22 protein-coding genes and 1 pseudogene are annotated in these 18,358 nt (G+C 66.9%); 9 read left to right on the top strand and 14 right to left on the bottom strand.

From position 1 onward, the window contains the following. Positions 1–5: 5 nt before the first annotated feature. The 9 genes from ACZ4VW_RS07125 to ACZ4VW_RS07085 all read right to left on the bottom strand — a co-directional run bounded on the left by ACZ4VW_RS07125 (position 6) and on the right by ACZ4VW_RS07085 (position 4,248). Positions 6–188 carry a hypothetical protein gene (locus ACZ4VW_RS07125; protein WP_467959277.1) on the bottom strand — a complete coding sequence of 61 codons (183 nt, stop codon included), beginning with the start codon at positions 186–188 and terminating at the stop codon, positions 6–8. Positions 189–279: 91 nt separating this feature from the next. After that, complete coding sequence (locus tag ACZ4VW_RS07120) at positions 280–828, bottom strand: GGDEF domain-containing protein (protein ID WP_467959275.1); 549 nt, start codon at positions 826–828, stop codon at positions 280–282. Between the two features lie 5 nt (positions 829–833). Beyond that, a complete protein-coding gene (locus tag ACZ4VW_RS07115; protein ID WP_467959273.1) occupies positions 834–1,073 on the bottom strand; it encodes a hypothetical protein in 240 nt (79 codons plus the stop codon). A gap of 1 nt (position 1,074) precedes the next feature. Beyond that, the gene (locus tag ACZ4VW_RS07110; protein WP_467959272.1) at positions 1,075–1,380 is read right to left on the bottom strand and encodes a SpdD protein; all 306 of its coding nucleotides are present in this window, start codon (positions 1,378–1,380) and stop codon (positions 1,075–1,077) included. A 14-nt stretch (positions 1,381–1,394) separates the two neighbouring features. After that, entirely contained in the window at positions 1,395–1,580 is a 186-nt protein-coding gene (locus ACZ4VW_RS07105; protein ID WP_467959270.1) for a mobile element transfer protein, read from the bottom strand. 19 nt (positions 1,581–1,599) lie between these two features. Next, positions 1,600–2,277, bottom strand: coding sequence for a DUF2637 domain-containing protein (locus ACZ4VW_RS07100; RefSeq protein WP_467959268.1), 678 nt, complete (start codon positions 2,275–2,277; stop codon positions 1,600–1,602). Between the two features lie 22 nt (positions 2,278–2,299). Then, on the bottom strand, positions 2,300–2,479 hold the full coding sequence (locus ACZ4VW_RS07095; RefSeq protein ID WP_467959266.1) for a hypothetical protein: 180 nt from the start codon (positions 2,477–2,479) through the stop codon (positions 2,300–2,302). Positions 2,480–2,563: 84 nt separating this feature from the next. Then, positions 2,564–3,913 (bottom strand): FtsK/SpoIIIE domain-containing protein, encoded by a 1,350-nt coding sequence (locus tag ACZ4VW_RS07090; RefSeq protein ID WP_467959264.1) that lies wholly within the window; start codon positions 3,911–3,913, stop codon positions 2,564–2,566. 2 nt (positions 3,914–3,915) lie between these two features. Beyond that, on the bottom strand, positions 3,916–4,248 hold the full coding sequence (locus ACZ4VW_RS07085; protein WP_389169722.1) for an SCO3933 family regulatory protein: 333 nt from the start codon (positions 4,246–4,248) through the stop codon (positions 3,916–3,918). 166 nt (positions 4,249–4,414) lie between these two features. On the opposite strand from ACZ4VW_RS07085, the gene ACZ4VW_RS07080 reads away from it, so the two are divergent. The 6 genes and pseudogenes from ACZ4VW_RS07080 to ACZ4VW_RS07055 all read left to right on the top strand — a co-directional run. Further along, positions 4,415–5,251 carry a sigma-70 family RNA polymerase sigma factor gene (locus ACZ4VW_RS07080; protein WP_467959262.1) on the top strand — a complete coding sequence of 279 codons (837 nt, stop codon included), beginning with the start codon at positions 4,415–4,417 and terminating at the stop codon, positions 5,249–5,251. A 1-nt stretch (position 5,252) separates the two neighbouring features. After that, positions 5,253–6,065, top strand: a complete 813-nt coding sequence (locus tag ACZ4VW_RS07075; protein WP_467959260.1) for a protein phosphatase 2C domain-containing protein — start codon at positions 5,253–5,255, stop codon at positions 6,063–6,065. A gap of 523 nt (positions 6,066–6,588) precedes the next feature. Further along, complete coding sequence (locus ACZ4VW_RS07070; protein ID WP_467959258.1) at positions 6,589–6,984, top strand: hypothetical protein; 396 nt, start codon at positions 6,589–6,591, stop codon at positions 6,982–6,984. 111 nt (positions 6,985–7,095) lie between these two features. Next, positions 7,096–8,106, top strand: coding sequence for a hypothetical protein (locus ACZ4VW_RS07065; RefSeq protein WP_467959256.1), 1,011 nt, complete (start codon positions 7,096–7,098; stop codon positions 8,104–8,106). A 756-nt stretch (positions 8,107–8,862) separates the two neighbouring features. Further along, positions 8,863–10,065, top strand: a complete 1,203-nt coding sequence (locus tag ACZ4VW_RS07060; protein WP_467959254.1) for a hypothetical protein — start codon at positions 8,863–8,865, stop codon at positions 10,063–10,065. Positions 10,066–10,283: 218 nt separating this feature from the next. Further along, positions 10,284–10,436, top strand: a pseudogene (locus ACZ4VW_RS07055) (GntR family transcriptional regulator); the annotation flags it as partial. A 58-nt stretch (positions 10,437–10,494) separates the two neighbouring features. On the opposite strand, the gene ACZ4VW_RS07050 reads toward ACZ4VW_RS07055, so the two are convergent. The 3 genes from ACZ4VW_RS07050 to ACZ4VW_RS07040 form a co-directional block, all read right to left on the bottom strand. After that, complete coding sequence (locus ACZ4VW_RS07050; RefSeq protein ID WP_467959252.1) at positions 10,495–11,052, bottom strand: hypothetical protein; 558 nt, start codon at positions 11,050–11,052, stop codon at positions 10,495–10,497. A 969-nt stretch (positions 11,053–12,021) separates the two neighbouring features. Further along, positions 12,022–12,318, bottom strand: a complete 297-nt coding sequence (locus ACZ4VW_RS07045) for a hypothetical protein (RefSeq protein WP_467959250.1) — start codon at positions 12,316–12,318, stop codon at positions 12,022–12,024. 244 nt (positions 12,319–12,562) lie between these two features. Next, positions 12,563–13,156, bottom strand: coding sequence for a DUF6221 family protein (locus ACZ4VW_RS07040; RefSeq protein WP_467959248.1), 594 nt, complete (start codon positions 13,154–13,156; stop codon positions 12,563–12,565). Between the two features lie 689 nt (positions 13,157–13,845). Between ACZ4VW_RS07040 and ACZ4VW_RS07035 the strand changes: the two genes are divergently transcribed. Both ACZ4VW_RS07035 and ACZ4VW_RS07030 read left to right on the top strand, forming a co-directional pair. Further along, positions 13,846–14,268, top strand: coding sequence for a hypothetical protein (locus ACZ4VW_RS07035; protein WP_467959246.1), 423 nt, complete (start codon positions 13,846–13,848; stop codon positions 14,266–14,268). 339 nt (positions 14,269–14,607) lie between these two features. Beyond that, positions 14,608–14,880 carry a hypothetical protein gene (locus tag ACZ4VW_RS07030; protein ID WP_467959244.1) on the top strand — a complete coding sequence of 91 codons (273 nt, stop codon included), beginning with the start codon at positions 14,608–14,610 and terminating at the stop codon, positions 14,878–14,880. A 94-nt stretch (positions 14,881–14,974) separates the two neighbouring features. Here the strand turns inward: ACZ4VW_RS07030 and ACZ4VW_RS07025 are convergent, their stop codons facing one another. Together ACZ4VW_RS07025 and ACZ4VW_RS07020 are read right to left on the bottom strand one after the other, a co-directional pair. After that, the gene (locus ACZ4VW_RS07025) at positions 14,975–16,594 is read right to left on the bottom strand and encodes a sodium/solute symporter (protein ID WP_467959242.1); all 1,620 of its coding nucleotides are present in this window, start codon (positions 16,592–16,594) and stop codon (positions 14,975–14,977) included. After that, complete coding sequence (locus ACZ4VW_RS07020) at positions 16,591–17,229, bottom strand: DUF485 domain-containing protein (RefSeq protein ID WP_467959240.1); 639 nt, start codon at positions 17,227–17,229, stop codon at positions 16,591–16,593. The genes ACZ4VW_RS07025 and ACZ4VW_RS07020 overlap by 4 nt, the downstream gene beginning before the upstream one ends. Positions 17,230–17,647: 418 nt before the next feature. Between ACZ4VW_RS07020 and ACZ4VW_RS07015 the strand changes: the two genes are divergently transcribed. Beyond that, the gene (locus ACZ4VW_RS07015) at positions 17,648–18,235 is read left to right on the top strand and encodes a hypothetical protein (RefSeq protein ID WP_467959238.1); all 588 of its coding nucleotides are present in this window, start codon (positions 17,648–17,650) and stop codon (positions 18,233–18,235) included. The last annotated feature ends 123 nt before the right edge of the window (positions 18,236–18,358 follow it).

Genomic DNA, 18,358 nt, shown 5'->3' with positions numbered 1-18,358 from the left:
GGCGGTCACTTCCCGGCGCGGACGAGCAAGGCGGGGGTGGTGCGGGTGCCGGTGCCCTTGCAGGCCGGGCAGGTGGCCGGGAGGGTGCGGCGCCGGCCGTCCGGGGTGACGCTTCCGGTGGTGATGTGGACGACGGGGAAGCCGTCGCAGTGGGAGCAGACGCGCGTGGTCGAGGGCTGGGGCATCATGGGCTTTCCCTTTCGGGTCCGTTGGATCTGGAGGGTGTTCAGGCGCCCGGGGCGGCGGAAGTTTGGCGACCGAGGCCGCTCCGGGGGCCGCTCAGTGTGGGTTGCGCCTGCCGTGGCCCTTGGCCGCGTACATCGCCATGTCAGCGGCGGACAAAGCGTCGGTGAGGGCGGGGACCGGCAGGTGTTCGCGGAGGCAGTGCCCGACCGAGGCCGAGACCCGTAGCGTGTGGCCTTCGTGGGTGACCGGCTGGTCCAGCGCGACGCGGAGGGCGGGAAGGCCGGCGGTGTGGTCGGGGTCGGTGACGATGGCGGCGAACTCGTCTCCGCCGAGGCGGGCTGCGATGCCGTGACGTCCGCACCAGGCCGCCAGGCGACTGGCGGTCGCGGTGAGAACGGCGTCCCCGGCGGCGTGGCCGTGGGTGTCGTTGATGGCCTTGAAGTCGTCCAGGTCGACCAGGACCACGAGCGCGCACTCGTGACGGGCGATGAGGTGTTCGGCGCGGGCGGTCCATCCGGCGCGGGTGTGCAGGCCGGTCAGCGGGTCTCGGCGGGCGGTGGCCAGGCGGCGGAGGAGCATGCTGCCGTGCAGGGCCCAGCCGAGGGCCGGTAACCCGGCGGCGGCGATCGTGTAGGTGTCCATCCGGGTCACCGGCCCCGGCGTCGGTTGCGGACGGGCTGGATGGGCGGGATGGAGTCGTAGGCGGCCTGGCCCTGCTGGAAGGAGGCGGCGTCGGCGTCGCTGATGGCGTTGTTGGTGTACTCGCGGCCGATGCGGCGCATGGTCTTGCGGTCGCCGTGGCGCTTGGCGATGGCGAACTCGCGTCCCAACTCCGCCATCTGCGGGTTGGCGGGAGTGTCGTTGGTCTTGCGGCTGAAGAGGCCCATGTCAGTGCTTCCTTTCCTGGTGGAGCAGGGACTTGAGGACGACGGCGCACACGGCGACCGAGGCGGCGGTGATGGCGACGGCCAGGAGCATCGAGACCAGAACGGCGCCGACGACCAGGACCACCGCCCCACCGCCGGCCACCAGGGCGAGCGCACTGCCCGGCGTCAGCTGAACCGCCGTGCGGGAGGCGGCGACCGGCACCGGGGCGGGGGTCGGCGTGACCGGCACCGGGGCGGGAGTGTGCTCGGGCACCGTGTGATGGGTCGGGGTGTAGGTGTCGGGGGTCGGGTATTTCGGTGTGAACACGGGGCTTGCTCCTCTCAGGCTTTGCAGCGGTGTGTGCGGGCGGCGAGTTCGGCGGCGGCGCGGGTGAAGTAGTCGGCGGAGAAGTCGCAGCCGGGTCCGGAGCACACGGCGGTGTGCCTGGTACGGCCACGGCCGTCGTGATGGGTGCCGACGCGGACCGGGCCGAAGCGGGCGACGTTGTAGAAGCGGTTCGGACGCACGGGTCTCTCTCCTTTCAGCTCAGGCGAGTTGCAGGGCGATCGAGTCCGCCAGCGCGGGCGGGACACCGAGACGGCTGCGCAGGGTCTCGGCATCGATCGGGGCGCCGGTCTGGGCGTGATGGGCGTCCGCGATCTTCCGGGCGTGATCAAGCAGCGCGGGCGGCACAGCGACGGCAGGCGCCGAGGGAGCAGGTTCCGGCTGGGCTTCCTCGGGAGCGGGAGCGGGGTCGGGATCGGCCGGCGGGAGTTCGGGAGCCGGTTCCGGGGCGCGCTCCACGGTCAGATCCGGCACTGGTTCGTGGTCGGCCTGTTCCATGGGCACCGGTTCCTGCTTCGGCGCCGGTGTGTGGGCGAGGAGTGTGCCGCCGAGGAAGGCGAGTGCGGGCCATCCGGCGACGAGGATCCGCAGCCAGGCCGGGACATGGTTCATGTCGAGCATTCCGGCGGTGGCGACGTTGGCGCCGAGCGATGCGGTGAGGGCGATGGCGAACCAGAGCCAGGCGTCACGGTTGGACGCGTCGTTACGCATTCGGCGCCAGGCGGCGACCATCAGCAGGTCGACGCTGACCGGGTAGGCCCACGCTTTCCAGCCGTCCTGCCCTGCGGCTGCGGCCAGGTCGTGCAGGTGGGCGAAGGACAGGGCACCGGCGATGACGGCCTGGACGAGAACGGCGTCGAGGCGGATAGAGCGCGCCATGCTCGTCACCTCCTTTGGGCGGTCATTGGTCATCGGGCGTGCTGGCGGCACGGGGGCCGAGGAAGAGCAGAAGCTCCGCACGTGCGGCGTCATCCGGTGCTGCGCGGTAGGCGGCGCGAGCGATGCTGAGCGCCGTCGTGAAGTCACGAGCAGCCATTGCTCGCTGGACCTTGCGGATGGCCACCTGATTGGCGCGTTGCATGGGGCGTGCTCCTTTCCGGTTTCAGACATGGGGCGGGTAGGGACCTGGCGCGAGACGGTCACGCCAACCTGCGGGAAGGGGAGGTCAGTCGGTTGCCGGGAGCGGCTTGAACAGCGGCATCGGCGGGACGGGCTTGCCCGCGATGAGCTGCACCGGCCGGTAGGCGGCCAGGCGCCGAAGGGCCGGGGTCAGATGCGCGTACTCGGCGCAGATCTCAGCGGCCCTGGCCGCGGTGAGCTCGGGGGTGCGGATGCGGGACCAGCCGCCGGAGGAGTCGCCGGCCACCGCGACACCGGGCCGGTCGGGCGGAATCGTCGTCACCGCGACCACCGCGTCCGGGGCGATGTCGCCCAATCCCATGTCGGCGGTCTGCTTGTCGTTGACCCGATGAACCACGCGGCCGGTGAGCTGCGCGCGAAGGGTGGTGGCGCCCTTGCCGAGGTCGGAGCCGAACCGCTGTCCGCAGACCTCCAGGAAGATGCCGGCCGCGCGGGCCATCTGCCCCAGGCGGATCATCTGCATGACCATCCGGTCCCGCCGTTCCTCGTCCTTCTTCCCCGCCACGAGGAACAGCTCCGCGACCTCGTCCACCAGGACCACGACCGGCACCGGCCGCACCTTCTCCGGCAGCGCCCACACATCAGCCGCGCCGTGTTCGCTCAGCAGGTCGAAGCGGCCTTCCATCTCCTCCACCAGCGCGTCCAGAAGCCCGCAGGCTTCCTCTGGCGTCACGGCCAGCGCCGACAAGCGGGGCGCGTAGCCGCGCTGCTCGACACCGCGCTTGCAGTCGATCCCCACCAGGGCCACGTCCAGGCGGGCGAGCCCGGCGATGAGGTTGCGCTGATACATGGACTTGCCCGACTGGTTCGCGCCGAGCGTCAGCGCGTGCGGGACCTTCAGGTAGTCCCGGACGAACGCGGTTCCGTCCTCCCGCAGGGCCACCGGGACCGCCATCGGCCCGGAGCGCGACCGGCGCGGCATCTTCACCCGCCGCAGGACGTCGTAGCCGGTCATCCGCAGCTCGACAAACCCGGGCTTGGTCTCGATCACGTTGACCGAGTGGACGCCCCAGGCGTGCCGGAGCCGTTCGGAGGCGGCCATCACGTCGGCGGGTTCCAGACCAGCGGGGAGGCGGAGTGTGACTCGTATCCCGGTCGAGGTGCCCCGCACCCGGCGGATCTTCGGCGGAACGGGCTGGACGTCGCTGCGACGGGACACGCTGCGGACGAGGAAGGCGCGGAAGCGGGAGGGCTGAACGGTCAGCCCGCACACGTCCATCGTCGAGCGGTACGTCATAGCCAACCGCACCTGCGTCACGGGCAGTCCGACCAGCGACCAGAACACCCGCGGCGCCCGCACCTTCGCGTAGCCGAGACCGCCGGCCGTTCCGGCGAGCGGGAGGCCGACCTCCCATAAGGGCGACAGGTCCGTCATGATCAGGCCCCCATCGGCGTGACCGCGACGGCCCGGAACGAGATGCCGTGCCGGGTCTGACCGTTGAACGTGTTCTCCCAGTCCCGGGCCTTGAGCCCGATCACCGAGACCGGGGTCCCTGGCGTCAGGTTGTCGGGGAGGCCGGTCTCCGGGACGGTCACCTGGTAGAGGTTGCCCTCACCCTCATCCGAGATCAGCAGACCCACAGTCGAAAGACCCGCACCGGTCTCCCGGTCCATCGCGCGCTCACCGGTCTGCTTGCTGACCAGCTTGGGCGTCGGAGCGGTCGCAACGAACACCACAGCAGTCGAAAGATCGATCTTGAAGGACGGCATGTCCACTCTCCCGGTAAGGGGGGCTTAACAGCCCGAGCGTCGTTCCCCCACTCCGTTAAGGGGGGGTTACCACCCAAGATGCACGCGACTGGTGCGAGGTGTCAAGCCCCCCTTAGCATGTTGGGTATGAAGTCAGATCCCCGTCCGGTTCCGCGAGGTGTTCGCCGTGATTGAAGAAGTGCGGCGCGTCGCCGCCATGCAAGATCACGCGCTCCGCGCGAAGGCTGCGGTGGAGCTGATGACGGAGCTGCAAGCAGCCGTTGTCGAGACCTCACGCATGCGCAAGGAGAGCATTGCGTGGCTCCGTGACCACGGACACTCGATGGCCGACGTGGCAAAGCTCATGGGTGTGAGCAGAGCGCGCGTTGCCCAGCTCCGAGACGCCGGCCCGCCGCCGGAGCGCGCGTTTCTCGGGACCCAGCATGCGCAGGTGCTCGTACCGATGCGGCCGGGAGAGCGGGACTACGTGGCCCTCGAGGACAGCTCGACGGGCCAGAAGCTGTTGGCTCTCGCGCATCACCTCCAGCTGGAGGGCGACCTGGGGTATATCCCGACGTCGGGCGAGGTCGACCTCGACCGTGACGACCTCATCGTCGTCTGCGGCCCCAAGACCTCCCCCGTGACGGCGGCAGCACTCCAGGCCGACCCACGCCTCTCGTACGAGATGCTGCTGGACGGCCGGTGGGCCCTCATCGAGCGGGACAGCGGCAAGACGTACACCTCACCAAGCGACGACCCGGACGACCCCGCCCTCTCGGATGTTGCCTACCTCGGCAGGCTCCCGAGGCCCGACGGCCAGGGCACCTTCCTGCTGATCGCCGGCGTCCACGCGGTCGGCTCACTCGGGGTGGCGCACTTCCTGGCAGAGAATCTCGCCGACCTCTACGGCCGAACCGGAACGGCCGAGTTCTCGATGGTCATCGAGTGCGACTACGAGCAGGGAACCAAGGCGATCACGGCCAGCCGTGCGGCCAGCGAGGTGCTGTCGCACGAGGTGATCTGACGTGCACGTCTCCCTCACCAGCCTTCCCCGCCCCGGCGGGCGCAACGAGGACTTCGCGATCGCCAGCCCCGAGTGCGCAGTGGTGCTGGACGGCGCCGGCACCCCGAACGGACTGCCCACCGGGTGCGTCCACGGCGTGGCCTGGTTCGCCCAGAGGCTCGGAGCCATGCTGCACCGCGAAGCCGTCGAGAGCGGCCGGGACTTGGCCCGCTGTCTCGCCAAAGCCATCGAGGGCACGGCGAAGCTGCACCAGGCGACCTGTGATGTGGGAAGTCCGTTCTCCCCGTCAGCGACGGTGGCCGCGCTCCGAAGCCGCGGGCAAGACGTGGAGTGGCTGGTGCTGGGGGACGCCGTTCTCGTCCTCGATGACGGTCGAGACCCCGAGGTCGTCACGGATCAGCGCTTGGCACAGGTGGCGAGCGAGGAGCGGGCCGCCCTGCGTACGGCGGGGCGAGGGGTAAGGGGGGAGCTGGCGGCGCACACCGCGTTGGTGGAGGCCGAGAGGGCGATACGGAACCGGCCGGGCGGGTATTGGGTGGCTGCTGCGGAGCCCGAGGCGGCCGACGAAGCCCTCACAGGCCGGATGCCCATAGGGCAGTTGGCGCGGGCAGCCCTCCTCACCGACGGCGCCGCCCGATTCGTGGACACCTTCGCCCTTGGCACATGGCCCACGTGTCTCGACGTGTTGGAGCACCACGGCACAGCCAACCTCATCGGCCAGGTCCGCGACGCCGAGCGCAGCGACATCGACCTTGAGCGATGGCCCCGCTCCAAGACGCACGACGATGCAACGGTGATCTTCGCCCGCTTCTAAGGCGAGCTGTTACAGGTTTCTCTACCTCATCAAGCACCCGGCTCCGCGTTCCGCTCCGCCGGGCGGGCTTCCCGGCTCCGCTCCGCGCGACGCTCCTGCCTTCGGCCCGCTCCGCGCGCGCTGCGCCGACGCCCGCCCCTGCGAGTGGGATAGGCCCAAGGGCATGAGGGCGAGCCCCAACCGGCGCCGCGGTTCCTCTCCGTCACCGACATGCCTCCGGCGGGGGCGCTCCGGCTCCGGGATGGCGGGGGCGCCGCACGCGGGTGCCGGCCGGTGGAGGCTGAGGCGGGGAACTCCCATCCCGTCCGCCATCGACCCAGGACAAGCCGAGCAGACACGGCACCGGGCGTCCAGGTCGTTCGTACAGTGGCGCGCTCCACCTGGACGCCCGGCACCGCGCCCGCTCCACGGTGTGTGGGTCGACGGCAGACGGGATGGGAGTTGGGGTAAGTGGTGGGTGCGCGTAGTGGTGCCGCCGCTAGCCTGACTGCTTGATCAGTATGTGTCTTCAGGAGGGGCCGCGATGTACGACCGCGACGGCAGGCAGCTTGGCTCTGGAGATCCAGTGACTGTCTACTCCACGACCGACCGGCCGTTCCACTTGCAGGGTTCCCATGGCTTGGTAGTGAGCTTGGGAAGCAAGCGAGTGAAGGTCGAGCTAACCCGAGCTGCGTTCGAGAGCAGCGACGGCCGGGTTGAGACGTTTCTCCCGCGTGATCTCAAGTACGGCCACGAAGGGACACCGAGGAACGCCGACAAGATGGCTGAGACGATGCTGGAGATCCAGCGAGTGCCCGTACGCGAGGCATCTGCGCTAGCGGTGGAGGCGGGTGTCATCACGAAGGCGCAGGCTGATCAACTCGTCCAGCTCTGGCAAGACCACACAGCAGAGAAGTCCGCTTGGGGCATGACCGGCTGAGTACCTGGACTGGGCTGGCCTTGGGCCGGTTGCCACAGGCGACCGATGCCAACTATGGGCAATCTGCAGGTTCCACAGTCACGCGCACATCCGCTGTGGGAGCATTCCCCCATGTCGTGGCAAATGGCTCTTGATTACATCAGAGCACTCATATGGCCTGGGGTGGTCCTGACTCTCGGGATCACGCTGCGAAGGCAACTCGCCGGGCTCTTCAATCGGGTCGAATCGCTGGAAACCCCACTCGGTACGGTGGCATTTGATACACAGGCCGCCGCCATTGCTGAAGAGACCGACGAGATTGCAAACAGCATCGAAGGGGAAGTTGCCAGCGCCGAGCGAGAGAAGCGAGCTCTCACGGACCAGGATTCCCCCGATTTGCCCGCCACACCTACAGATTCCCCCGCCGTGAGGGGGCACTACAGGATCGGTCCCGGCACGGCCGACACTTTCTCTGACCTGCTGGAACTCGCCGAGACGGAGCCGACGGCTGCCGTCTTGGGCGCCTGGCGTGAGGTGGACACCGCAATCCGCAAAGCCACTGTCGAACGCGGCCTCTTCCGTCCTCAGCCACGAGCCCTGTCTCCGGAGGAGATCCTCTCTGCCGAACTGTCACGCTCCGTGAAGGATCTATCTGAGCTCCGGAACAGGGTCATCCATGAAGGCGACGTTATCCCCACAGTCAGCGGCGCGCGGTCCTATGTCACCGCTGCGAAGAGAATCGTGGAGGCCCTTGCTCTTGCTGTTAACCCGGCACTCCAATATCGCGAATACGAAGAGCAGGTAATTCGCTCCCTGGGAATTAACAGCTCCTACGTGAAAAGGAATGACGGCGACTCGGGTTTTGACGCTTACGGGGAAACTGAGGCAGGCGGGAGCTTTGCTGTCGAGGTGTTGCATCGCCGAAACAAGAGACTGACCATGGTGGATGTCAAGAGGGTGGCGGAGCGCCTGCCGCAACTTGACATGGGCGTACTGGTGGTGACGAATGCTCCACTATCGCAAGAGGTAAGAGACTTCAACGCATCGAGCGGCGACTCCCGCCCTCGTATGGAAGTCGTTCAGTGGCGCGGCTCCGCAGACGACGACGTCCTGGTCAGGGCCATTGCGCGAGTGGCAGGTTAGCCCTCATGAAGTCGGCTGGCTATACGGCCTCATGTCCGGCCGCGCGCACGTCGTCGGCGATCCCAAGCCGTGCCACATCCGTGCCAGATTCAGCGGGGAGTCACGGGGAACGAGGGCGTTGGCGGGCCTGGGCCGTGGATCAGACCTGCGAGCATCGGCCCAGGTCAGGTGCACGCGTTTCCTCCCGCTCTCCTAAAGCGGTGCTTGCTCGGCGTCTGCCGTAAGCCAGCAAAGGCCAGCAGTGCGCTGCCGGCTTCGGTGAGGAAGCGTGAAGACCCATCCACGATCGACAGCTGCGATCGCACCCACGGCTGACGTCAGCAACGCCGGACGGGAGGCATGCGCCAGCGGACGCACTGGCGTGGGGGGTGAAGCGGCTCGCTCCACGAATGTTCAAGCTTCATCGAGAGCTGACCCACTGATGGCAGCGGCCGGGCTGTTTGGCGCAGTGGCACACGCAACAGCGCAGCCTTACGATCAAACTGGGCCAGTTTATCCGTCACCCGGGAGCGCACCATGCCACGTTTTCTGATTCGGAGGCCCAGGACAGGACAGGCGGCTTTTGAGAGCCAATCAGAAAATGCCTTGTGGGCACAAGCTGCACAGATGATCGGACTAGGACTCCAGCTGAGTGGACACTCAGGAGTCCTCAGATCCCACGGAGACGAGGCCCGTGAGCTACAGATCCCCGAGATTGACCCGATCCCGGTTCCCCTGACGCCTAGAGAGATCCTAGAATTCGCCCGTGGTCGCGAGATGAGCGACGTAATCGACATTCTCACTCGCGGTCCACGTCTGATACCGCTCTCCACCATGTGGAGCACCAGGCAAAGCACATCTAAATTCCTAGGGATTCGACGCCCCGACCTCGTGGAACGCTCTCCAGCCAGTTTTCCGCAATGGTCCATGATGGCAGCAAAATTGGCTGCACGAACCCTGCAGAGAAGAGTGCCCATTGGGCGCCAGAAGGTGCTAATTGAGTTGTGGAGAATCTGCTCAAAAGAAAGAAGCGGAGCGGCCGCATACGTCCTTTTGCAGGTCGGATTGAACTCTCATCATCTCATTATCCGAGCCACTGCAGCTGCACAGTTGGCCTGGATAGAAGAATTCCAAGTATGCAATGAAATCGTGAATGCCCTGGCGGAGGGGTGCGCGTCAACTGATTCGACCCTGAGCGCCCTGGCGGCAGATGCGCTGCGGCACGTCAACCCGGAGCACGAAGCACTGCGTTCGGCTGAAGAAAAAGAGGTGCTTTCAGGCGAAGAAGGTTCGCCATCGTCGGAGCGCGAACAGTATTCGATAACAATTCACGGTACTTTCGCCCGATTGAAGCCAAAGAGTAAGTGGTGGCGTCCCAATGGAGAATTGTTTCAGTACCTGAGACACAACCCACCCGTCCAGGCATCTAAACCGGGACTACATCCGGTGGGGAGCAATTTGTACACGGCCTGGGACCACTTCCACTGGACGGGCAATTATACAAGCAGTGATCGAATGGCTGCTGGCGAGGACCTGGCAACGTGGTGCCGCGGCCACCGTCAGACCAGATTGGACAAAGTCTTTGCGCACAGCCATGGCAGCAACGTCGCACTAGATGCCGCATCTCACTACGGAACCAAGGTCACCCTCTTGGTCGCTATGAACGCTCCAGCCCACAAGCGCAGCAGTGACGAGTGGGGGAATATCGCAGAGCGCGTACAGCGGATACTGAGCCTCCGAACTAAATTCGATCTGGTTGTTCTAAGTGACCGTCGCTACTCATTCATGACAGGAATTTCAACGAACGGGAGATTTCCGGCAGATAGGGTTCGCGAACAGCGAGTTCCACTTTGGTTCGACCACGGCAAGATAACCAAACCAAGCGTATGGATTGAAAATAACCTCGATGTGGTCGTAGCCTATGAAGCGGAGTTGGCGAAATATAAGAGGAGAAAACGTCGGTCAAACGCCTCTCCATGAGCATCGTCGGCAATCGTCATCCCAGGCCCGTCTCTTGAGCGCACAAGCCGTGCGGAGCCTAGCGTCCGGCGTGCCAGATGCGGGGAACCGTATGAAGCTCTAAGGGCGGTGCTCGGTGAAGCTGTGGACTACCCGTGGACTCAGTTCACCAGATCCGCGTCTGACAAAGCTTCTACCTGCTGCGTTGCCCGAGACTCAAGGGGCCTCCGGAGCCGTATGCAGAAGGGGACCTGTGCGTCCGGGCTGTGTATGAGTTCCTCGCCGACGGACGACCCGTACAACTGTCTACGAGCTGGGAGCCGTACGACCTCACGGGAGGGACCCTCGTGGTCCTTCCCGAGGGCGGGCCCCACGCCGGAGCCGGCGTCTTAGTGGGGACCCGTCTGGACGGTGAGACCGATAACCCGGCTTAACGACGTCGGGCGCGCCTCAATGGGCCACGCAGGGTGCTGCTGCTGGTGGCTCGGTTTCGCCGTTCAAGGCTCTTCGGGCAGCATTCGACATACTGCCCACCGCCCGAAGCCTCACGCGCCCAGCATCAACGACGCTTTGGGCAGGCCCACTACCTGAGCGGTGGGCATGCGTGGCTTCTAGCTCTCGATCAAGGCTTCGACGTGCATGAGCGGCTGCGGCGGAGACCTCGTCGGGGCCTTCCACACTCACGATGGCCTGAGCGAGGATCAGGTCGGACAGAGCACGCTGAACGGCCGAGTAGCGCTCTCGATACTCCTCATCATCGATGTGGGCCTCCTTCGCCTCGCGGATCAAGCCAGCACATCGGATGGCGGCAGCTATGAACTGCGTATAGGCGTCCCGCCTGACCGCGCGAGCCTCGGTCTCCCGGCGGTCCACGCGGTCGGCTGCAGCCAGCTCGCGTTGAGTCCTGGTCTGGTGGCGCACGCCCCGCAACGCGAGCCAGGAGGCGAGCCCTGCTGCGGAGAAGGCAGCAGCAGCAGTAAAGGCAGCAGTTATCAGCGCTTCGCTCACGGTCAGATCTCACCAAACTCAGCGCGACAAGCGCAGCTGATTGGTCTGTTCAGCAGCGAGTTGTACGGCAGCAGGGTTTTCGTCGGGGAGAAGCCTGACATCTACAGCTGACATCAACGAGCCTGGACGCGGACGGTGCCCAACGGCCACCAACGGCACGGCAGTACCGAGCAGAGAGGACCGCCGGGCCCACCCGAGCGAACTTACAAAGCAGATGTCGGCGGTTCGAAACCGTCCGCGCCCACCAGTGAGTAGATAGACAAAGGCCCAGGTCACCGGTTCTGAACCGGGAGCCTGGGCCTTGTTCGTTCCTCTGCCAGGACGACGGGGGAGAGGGGTCGTGCCACTTACGTGCCACATTCCCCGTCGGGCTCGGCCGGCCGGACCTTCCTGATCAGCTCGTCGACGTGGTCGGCGATCGCCTAGTCACGACCGTTCACCAGGTGCCGATAGATCAGCGCGGCCCACACATGACGAGTGCCCCATCCGCTGCGCGACATCGATCTTGTGCGATGGCCCCGCTCCAAGGCGAGCTGTTGCAGGTTTCTCTACCTCATCAAGCACCCGGCTGCGCTCCGCGCGACGCTCCTGCCTCCGGCCCGCTCCGCGCGCGCTGCGCCGACGCCCGCCCCTGCAAGACGGGATAGGCCCAGGGGCATGAGCCGAGCCCCAACGGCCCGCGGTTCCTCTCCGCCACCGACATGCCTCCGGCGGGGGCGCTCCGACTCCGGGATGGCGGGGGCGCCGCACGCGGGTGCCGGCCAGTGGGGGGCTTGGGCGGGGAGCCCCCATCCCGTCCGCCATCGATCCAGGACAAGCCGAGCAGACACGGCACCGGGCGTCCAGGTCGTTCGTACAGTGGCGCGCTCCACCTCAACGCCCAGCACCACGCCCGCTCCACATACGTGGGGGCCGACGGCAGACGGGATGGGAGTTGGGGTGAGTGGTGGGCTAGGGCTGTTTTCCGGATCAGGCCGTGGGGCGGCGGCGGTCACGGAGCAGGTGAATGCCCTTCACGGCGTAGACGGCGGTCATGAGCGCGAAGCCGGCGAGGGTGAGCCAGAACCAGGATTCCGCCACCACGAGACTCAGCAGCAGGCCGCTGAGTAGCAGCACGCTGCCGATGGTCTCCAGCAGGTCGAGACGCGCCTTGGAGCGCACCGCGGAGTCGGGTCCGCGCAGTCTGCGGATGACAGGGACGAGGGCGAGTGCCTGGAAGACGGCCGAACCGAGAACGATCCAGACCAACCAAGTGGGTATGTCCACGGCGCGCACTGTATCGCCCGCCCGGTCGACCGGTAGCCGTGCCCCTTGCGTGCCCGATTGGGCGGGGACGATGGGGAACCACGGGGAACACGAGTCAGAGCACCGCTGCGCCGCAGGTCAGCGCCTCCGCAGCTCAGCACGCGTCCGCATACGAGATCTTCCGAACAGGTGCTCAAGCGCCCTGTACTCCGACCCTTTGCCGAGCTGCAGACTCCACGTCTACAAGGGTCTCCTTGATAAAACTCTATGGACGCCACTGCTCACGGTAGTCGGGGTGCTCAGCATAGGACTGTGCGAGTACGCGAAGGGCGTACGTGAGGCCGGCGAAGCGTGGGTCCGTGGGATCCATAGCCGCGTAGTCCCTCGCCAGCATGTCGACAAGGTCGAGCATCGGCAGGTGACTGTCGAGCAGGGCATCGCCGCCGAAGCGGTAGCTCACCTCGACATAGGCGTGGTTGTCCGCCTCGTACTGGGAGTGAATGAACTTCAGCATCCTGACAACCAGCGGCAGCTGCCAGCCGGCGCAGGCCACTAGTGCGCTGCCGTCCTCGGTGAGGAAGAGCAGGGTCGTCCATGTCCGATCGGCAGAATCGATCATCCCTGTGCGCACGGGCCGGCCATGTTCGCGGACGAGCTGCACTGCGTGTTCCAGCCCGCGAGGTTCGAGTCCGTGCATCCGCATGCGCTGAAGTCGGTGCTTGAAGACTCCGGCATGCTGGCCTGCGGGTTGTGCCCGGTCTCCCACCCAGTAGGTGGCGCCGCTGCGGAGGGTGGCCAGAGCTATCACGGACGCCTCGTCATCACCGGACAACAGCGATTCCAGCACATGCCGTTCCATGGTCACCCCGTTTGGATCGTGCGGTACAGCAGCCAGGTACCGCAACCCTAGTAACCGCCCCCGCACGGTAGCCTCCCTCCGGGACCGCCCAGCGGCCGGTATGACCCCCGCTGACCGATCGCGCTAGAGCTACGGGTCAGATGATGCCCACGCGAGGGGATGGTGCGCGGTCGGCTCTGGCAGGTCATCTGCTGGCCATCGACGAAGCCCGACCGTCGGTTAGGTCCCGGACGATTCTCCGGGCCGCCCCCAGACAGGCCGGGGATGCAACCATTCGCTTCAGAGCTGGAACCCCCGGAAGCCGACCGCGCGCTTGAGACTCTAAAGGCCGGCACTGACAACGGCCCCTGTACGCGTTTGGCCGTTTAGCGGTGAGTGTCTAACTGTGTGACAACGCCGACGAACAGCGGCGGACGAGGGCGAACGTCTGCGGACCATCGGCGCAGCTGAGAGACACACCGGTCCAAGGCGGAGTCCCCACCCAAGTTGCTTCGGGACGAAGAGGGCTCGTGCCACTGTCGTGCCAGATCGAGCGGTCAGCCGCGGGGAAGCACGGTGCCCAACAGCGCCGATGTCCGTAGTGAGCCTCGGTGTCCCGTGTGGCGGGTGACCAGTAAAGATGAGGTCGCCCAGGGCGCCAGGCTTTCAAGGCAGTGGTCACGGGCTTCTCTCGCTGCAAGGATCGGCACATGGACGAGTACGTGTGGCCCACGGGCACCGACGTGCCAGCACCGCATGCAATTCGGCGGAGCTGGGCGGCAACCGTTGAGGCTCTGCCCGTCGGCTCCCGAGTCACCGGGGAAGTCTGCGGGCGCCAGCGTTTCGGGGTCTTCGTCCTCCTCGACGGCTTCCCGGAGGCCATGGCACTGGCCGAGATCATTACGATGCCTCGCGGGATGGAGCTGCCGGCTCTTGGGGCTCGCATCCAGGGCGAGGTCATCGCGTACGTCGACGACAATCATCAGGTGAGGGTGAAGCTCGAGGAGGGGGTGACGTCTGGTGCGCGTTCGGCACCGGGCACGCGTGATGCCAGACGAAACAGTTCCCACCTGCCCCCTGCGCGACAAGCCGCTGAAGTCCGGCGCGTTCGTTCTGTGTCGACGGGACGATGACGACAGACGCACCTGCCGTGTGGTCTGGGCCTGTTCCGGACAGCACGTCTGGTGGAAGTGGGCCGACCGCCCCAGCGACCCCTTGGAGCCCTGCCCTTATCCGGATCTGTTCAGCGCATGACATGCCCGTTTCGGCGTCGGCATGCCGGCTGACTCACTGATGGACTATGGCCTTTTCGTGGACCGAAGAGGCTCGGAAGGGCCTGCCGGGTGCTTCCGTTGGGGTCATCGGGCGAACCATGCGAGCAGGTCGGCCTGGGGCAGGATGGGCGCGTGATACCTCCCCGACTGCTGTGGTGCGATCCCCGGCCCATCCCCCGGCTCAACCGGCAGGAGCCGGTGACCACGATCGTTCGCGATCCCAGCTTCTACGAGCGGGCCGAAGAAGATGACTGCTGGACGTTCGGGTACTTCTGCCAGGCGCATGACCGCCCCTACCTGTACGGGTCCTGCGGGGAAGGGGCGCATCTGATCGCCCTGCACTGCGCCGAGCACGGGCCCGAGAACATGTGGCCGCAGCCGCAGATGCTGATGTTCCCGGAAGGGTTCGACCCCTTGATGAGCGACGTGCAGCTGGCCTGGGTGCGGGCGGCGTGGGACGCCGCCGACTAGGCACCGAAGGGGAGGCCCTGAACACCTCCGGACAGCCGAAAGGGCGCCCGGCCTGGAACATCGGGTCGGGCGCCCTTTCGTCGAGGCGTGCGCGTCAGGACGCGGAGGCGCTGTTCGCCGCGGGTGTGCCGGCCAGGATCGTCTCCTCCACCGCTTCGTACCGCATGCGCTGGTCGGTCGGGTCGCCTTCGCGGAGCACCGTGCCGAGCCAGCCCGCGAGGAAGCCCAGGGGGGCCGAGAGGATGCCCGACGTGGTGAACGGGAACCAGTTGAAGTCCTTGTCCGGGAAGATCGCCTGAGGCGATCCGGACACCAGGTTGCTGCCGGTCATGAGGATGAACGCGGAGGCGCTGCCCACGATGAGGGTGCAGAGCAGTCCCGTACGGGAGTAGCGGCGCCAGAAGAGGCTGTAGATGAGGGCCGGTGCGACCGCGGACGCGCCGATGCAGAACGACAGGGTGAGCAGTGCCTGAAGGTTCAGATGCCGTGCGCCGGCGGCGATCGCGATCGCCACGAGCCCGACGACCGCCGCGGCGGTCCGGGCGATGGCCATCTCCGCGGAGCCCTTCAGTCGCGCCTTGCGGCGCAGCCCGTGCGTGATGAGGTCGTGCGCCAGGGTGTTGGCGCAGGCGAGGGTGATCCCGGCGACCGAGGCCAGCAGGGTGAGGAAGATGGCTGTCGCCACGGCCGTGAACAGCAGTGTCTCGACGGTCGTCTGGTCCGTGCCCATGACGGCCTGGCTGACCATGAGGAACGCAGTCTTGCCCTGCGGGTCGCCGGCGACGATCCCCTTGTGGCCGACGATCGCCGCCGCGCCGAAGCCGATGACGGCGATCAGCAGACAGGTCACGACGACGGTCGACACGGCCCAGGACATCGAGCGCCGCACCGCTGCCGCGCTGCGCGCGGTGAACATGCGCATGGTGATCTGCGGCAGCACCGCGGCGCCGAGCACGACGGTCAACTGAGTGCTGATCATGTCGAGTTCGTTGCCGCCGAACTGCAGGCCGGAGGCGAGATAGGCGTCTCCCGCCCCGCTGCCGCGCTTGGCGGCGTCCAGCAGGGAGGGCAGGCTGAAGTCGAAGCGGTTGAGGATGAGCGCGGCGATCGCGAGGGACGCGCCGAGCAGGACGACGGTCTTGACGATCTGGATGAAGGCGGTGCCCTTCATGCCGCCGATCGCCGCGTACGCGATCATCAGCAGGCCCAGGAACACGATCGCGCCGGTCTTGAAGCCGTCGGCGTCGAAGCCGAGGACGACGGAGAGGAGATCGCCGGCGCCCGCGAGCTGGAAGATCACCAGCGGCAGCAGTGCGGTCAGGGTGACCGCGGCCGTGGTGATCCGCACGGCGGGGCCGGGGAGACGCCGGGTGAAGACGTCGCCGATCGTGAACCGGCCGGCGTTACGCAGCGGTTCGGCGAGCAGGAACATCATCAGGACCAGTGACAGCACGGTGCTCAGGGCGAGCGTGACGCCGTCGTAGCCGACGAGCGCGATGATGCCGATGGTGCCGAGCACGGTGCCGGCGGAGACGTAGTCGCCGGCGATCGCGAGGCCGCTCTGCACGGGGGAGAGCGAGCGGTAGCCGGTGTAGAACTCGCCCAGGTCGTCACGGTCGGGGCCGGTCATCACGCACAGCAGCAGCGTGACGGTGATGACCGCGATGAACGCCATCAGCGACATGGTCTGGGCCCCGGAGCTGAAGCTGGTCATGCGCGCGCACCTCCGGTGGGCTGCTGCCACGTGGGACGTCCGGAGCGGCTCTGGCGTTCCGTACGGGGCGCGGCCGCCGCGGCCGCCCGCTCGGCGCGTTCGCGGATCGCCGCGGCGAGCGGGTCGACGCGCTTGCGTGCGATCCGCTCGTACAGCGCGATCGCGGCCAGCGCCACGGGCAGCTGGAGGAGGCCCAGCACCAGACCGGTGGTGAGACCACCGGTGACGTTGCTGGTCATCATCGAGGGGGCGTAGCCGGACAGGAAAAGGAAGATGACGAAGTAGCCGAGCGCGGTGAAGGTGGCGACGCGGCGGAGCCTGCGGTAGGCCGATCCGAGCCGGTGCAGATCGTCACGATCGTCATTGGCGGCGGGCGGCTGCGGGGACGCGTCCCAGGGCTGCTGCGCGGAGTCCCAGCCCTGCGGCGAGGAGTCCCAGCCCTGCTGCGCGGAGTCCCAGCCCTGCGGCGAGGAGTCCCACGCTCGCGGGGACGAGTCGCGGGCTGCCTGTGGATCGGTGTCCCAGGACGGCGATCCACCCTCCCAGGACTGCGACGCCGCCTCTTGGCGGTGCCGCCCGGCATTCCGGTTCTGCGGTACGGGCGGTGGGCCGGGGAAAGGCCGGTGGTACGACATCGATCATGCTCCTTGCCGCCCCGGGGACGGGCGGATGGCGCTGGTGGTCCGCGTACGTTACTCATGGGTATGCCTCCCGCGTAAGAGGGTTTCCGACCGTTCGGTATGTCGGTTCGGTGACGATCCTGTGTGTGCGGCGACAGAACCCGCGGTAACCCCGTCGGGGATCTTTCCGCAGGTCACAGGTGAGTCTCGAACCCCGCGCACCGGACCGACCGCCTGACAGCGGCACCGAAGAGAGCCCATACATGCATGGGCTTCCGAGGCCGGTGAATGAGGTGACGAGCGTCTACGACACGACCCGTGACAGCGCCGCCCGGCCGGCGCTCTGGACGGGCAGGACGCTCACGGGCGCAAGCAGTCGGGCAGCGCGGTAATACGGTGGCGGAGGCTTGTGGGCACATGTGACGGTGCGGCCATGGGTGATTCCACGGCATATCCCGTTCTCCGGACCGTCGACGCGGCAACGGCGTACACGCAGGCCATGCGCTTGCGCATGCTCCTGGCGGACCAGGACAACGAGGTAGGGCTCTTCGCCGAACTAGGGACGGTCGCAGAGCTTCGGCAGATGGCGTCGATCCTGCCTGAGGCGAACTTCGACTGTGCGGAGAGGCGCACTGATTCGGCGGGGGAGTCCGTGTGGTTCGACCTCGACGTTGCGGCGACGGACGACGCGACACTGGAGCAGCACCTCCCCCTGTACATCTTGGTGGACGTCCCGAGAGGGGACGTGGAGGAGCGCTTCGTGAAGGCTCTCGGCCAGGGAATGGCCGCCATCGCCTGGCCTGGCATGTGGCCGGATGAGCCGGAATCGGATCACTACGCGTCGGCGAACTACGACGGAGTCCAGATCGTGTTCCACGCCGAAGACGCCCAGTGGGGCGACTGGACCGAACATCACACCGTCTTCGTGCACGTGGGCAAGTTCGGTGACCTGGCCCGGGCCCGGAAACTCGCAGCACACATCGGCAGTGAGGTCCTGGGCGAGCCGCAGATCGGATGGTGACGAGCGGGCAGGCCCGGACCCCACCGGGACCGCTTGTCTCCACCTCACCAAGGAACCCGCCGCGCCCGCGCGGCGCGTGCGGCCCATCGTCCGTTCACGGTGGCTCATGACGGGCCGGGAGTC

The organism is Streptomyces sp. NPDC029139, assembly GCF_055564335.1.
Note: the sequence above shows the minus strand (reverse complement) of the source record. Positions and strands in the feature narration are given on the sequence as shown.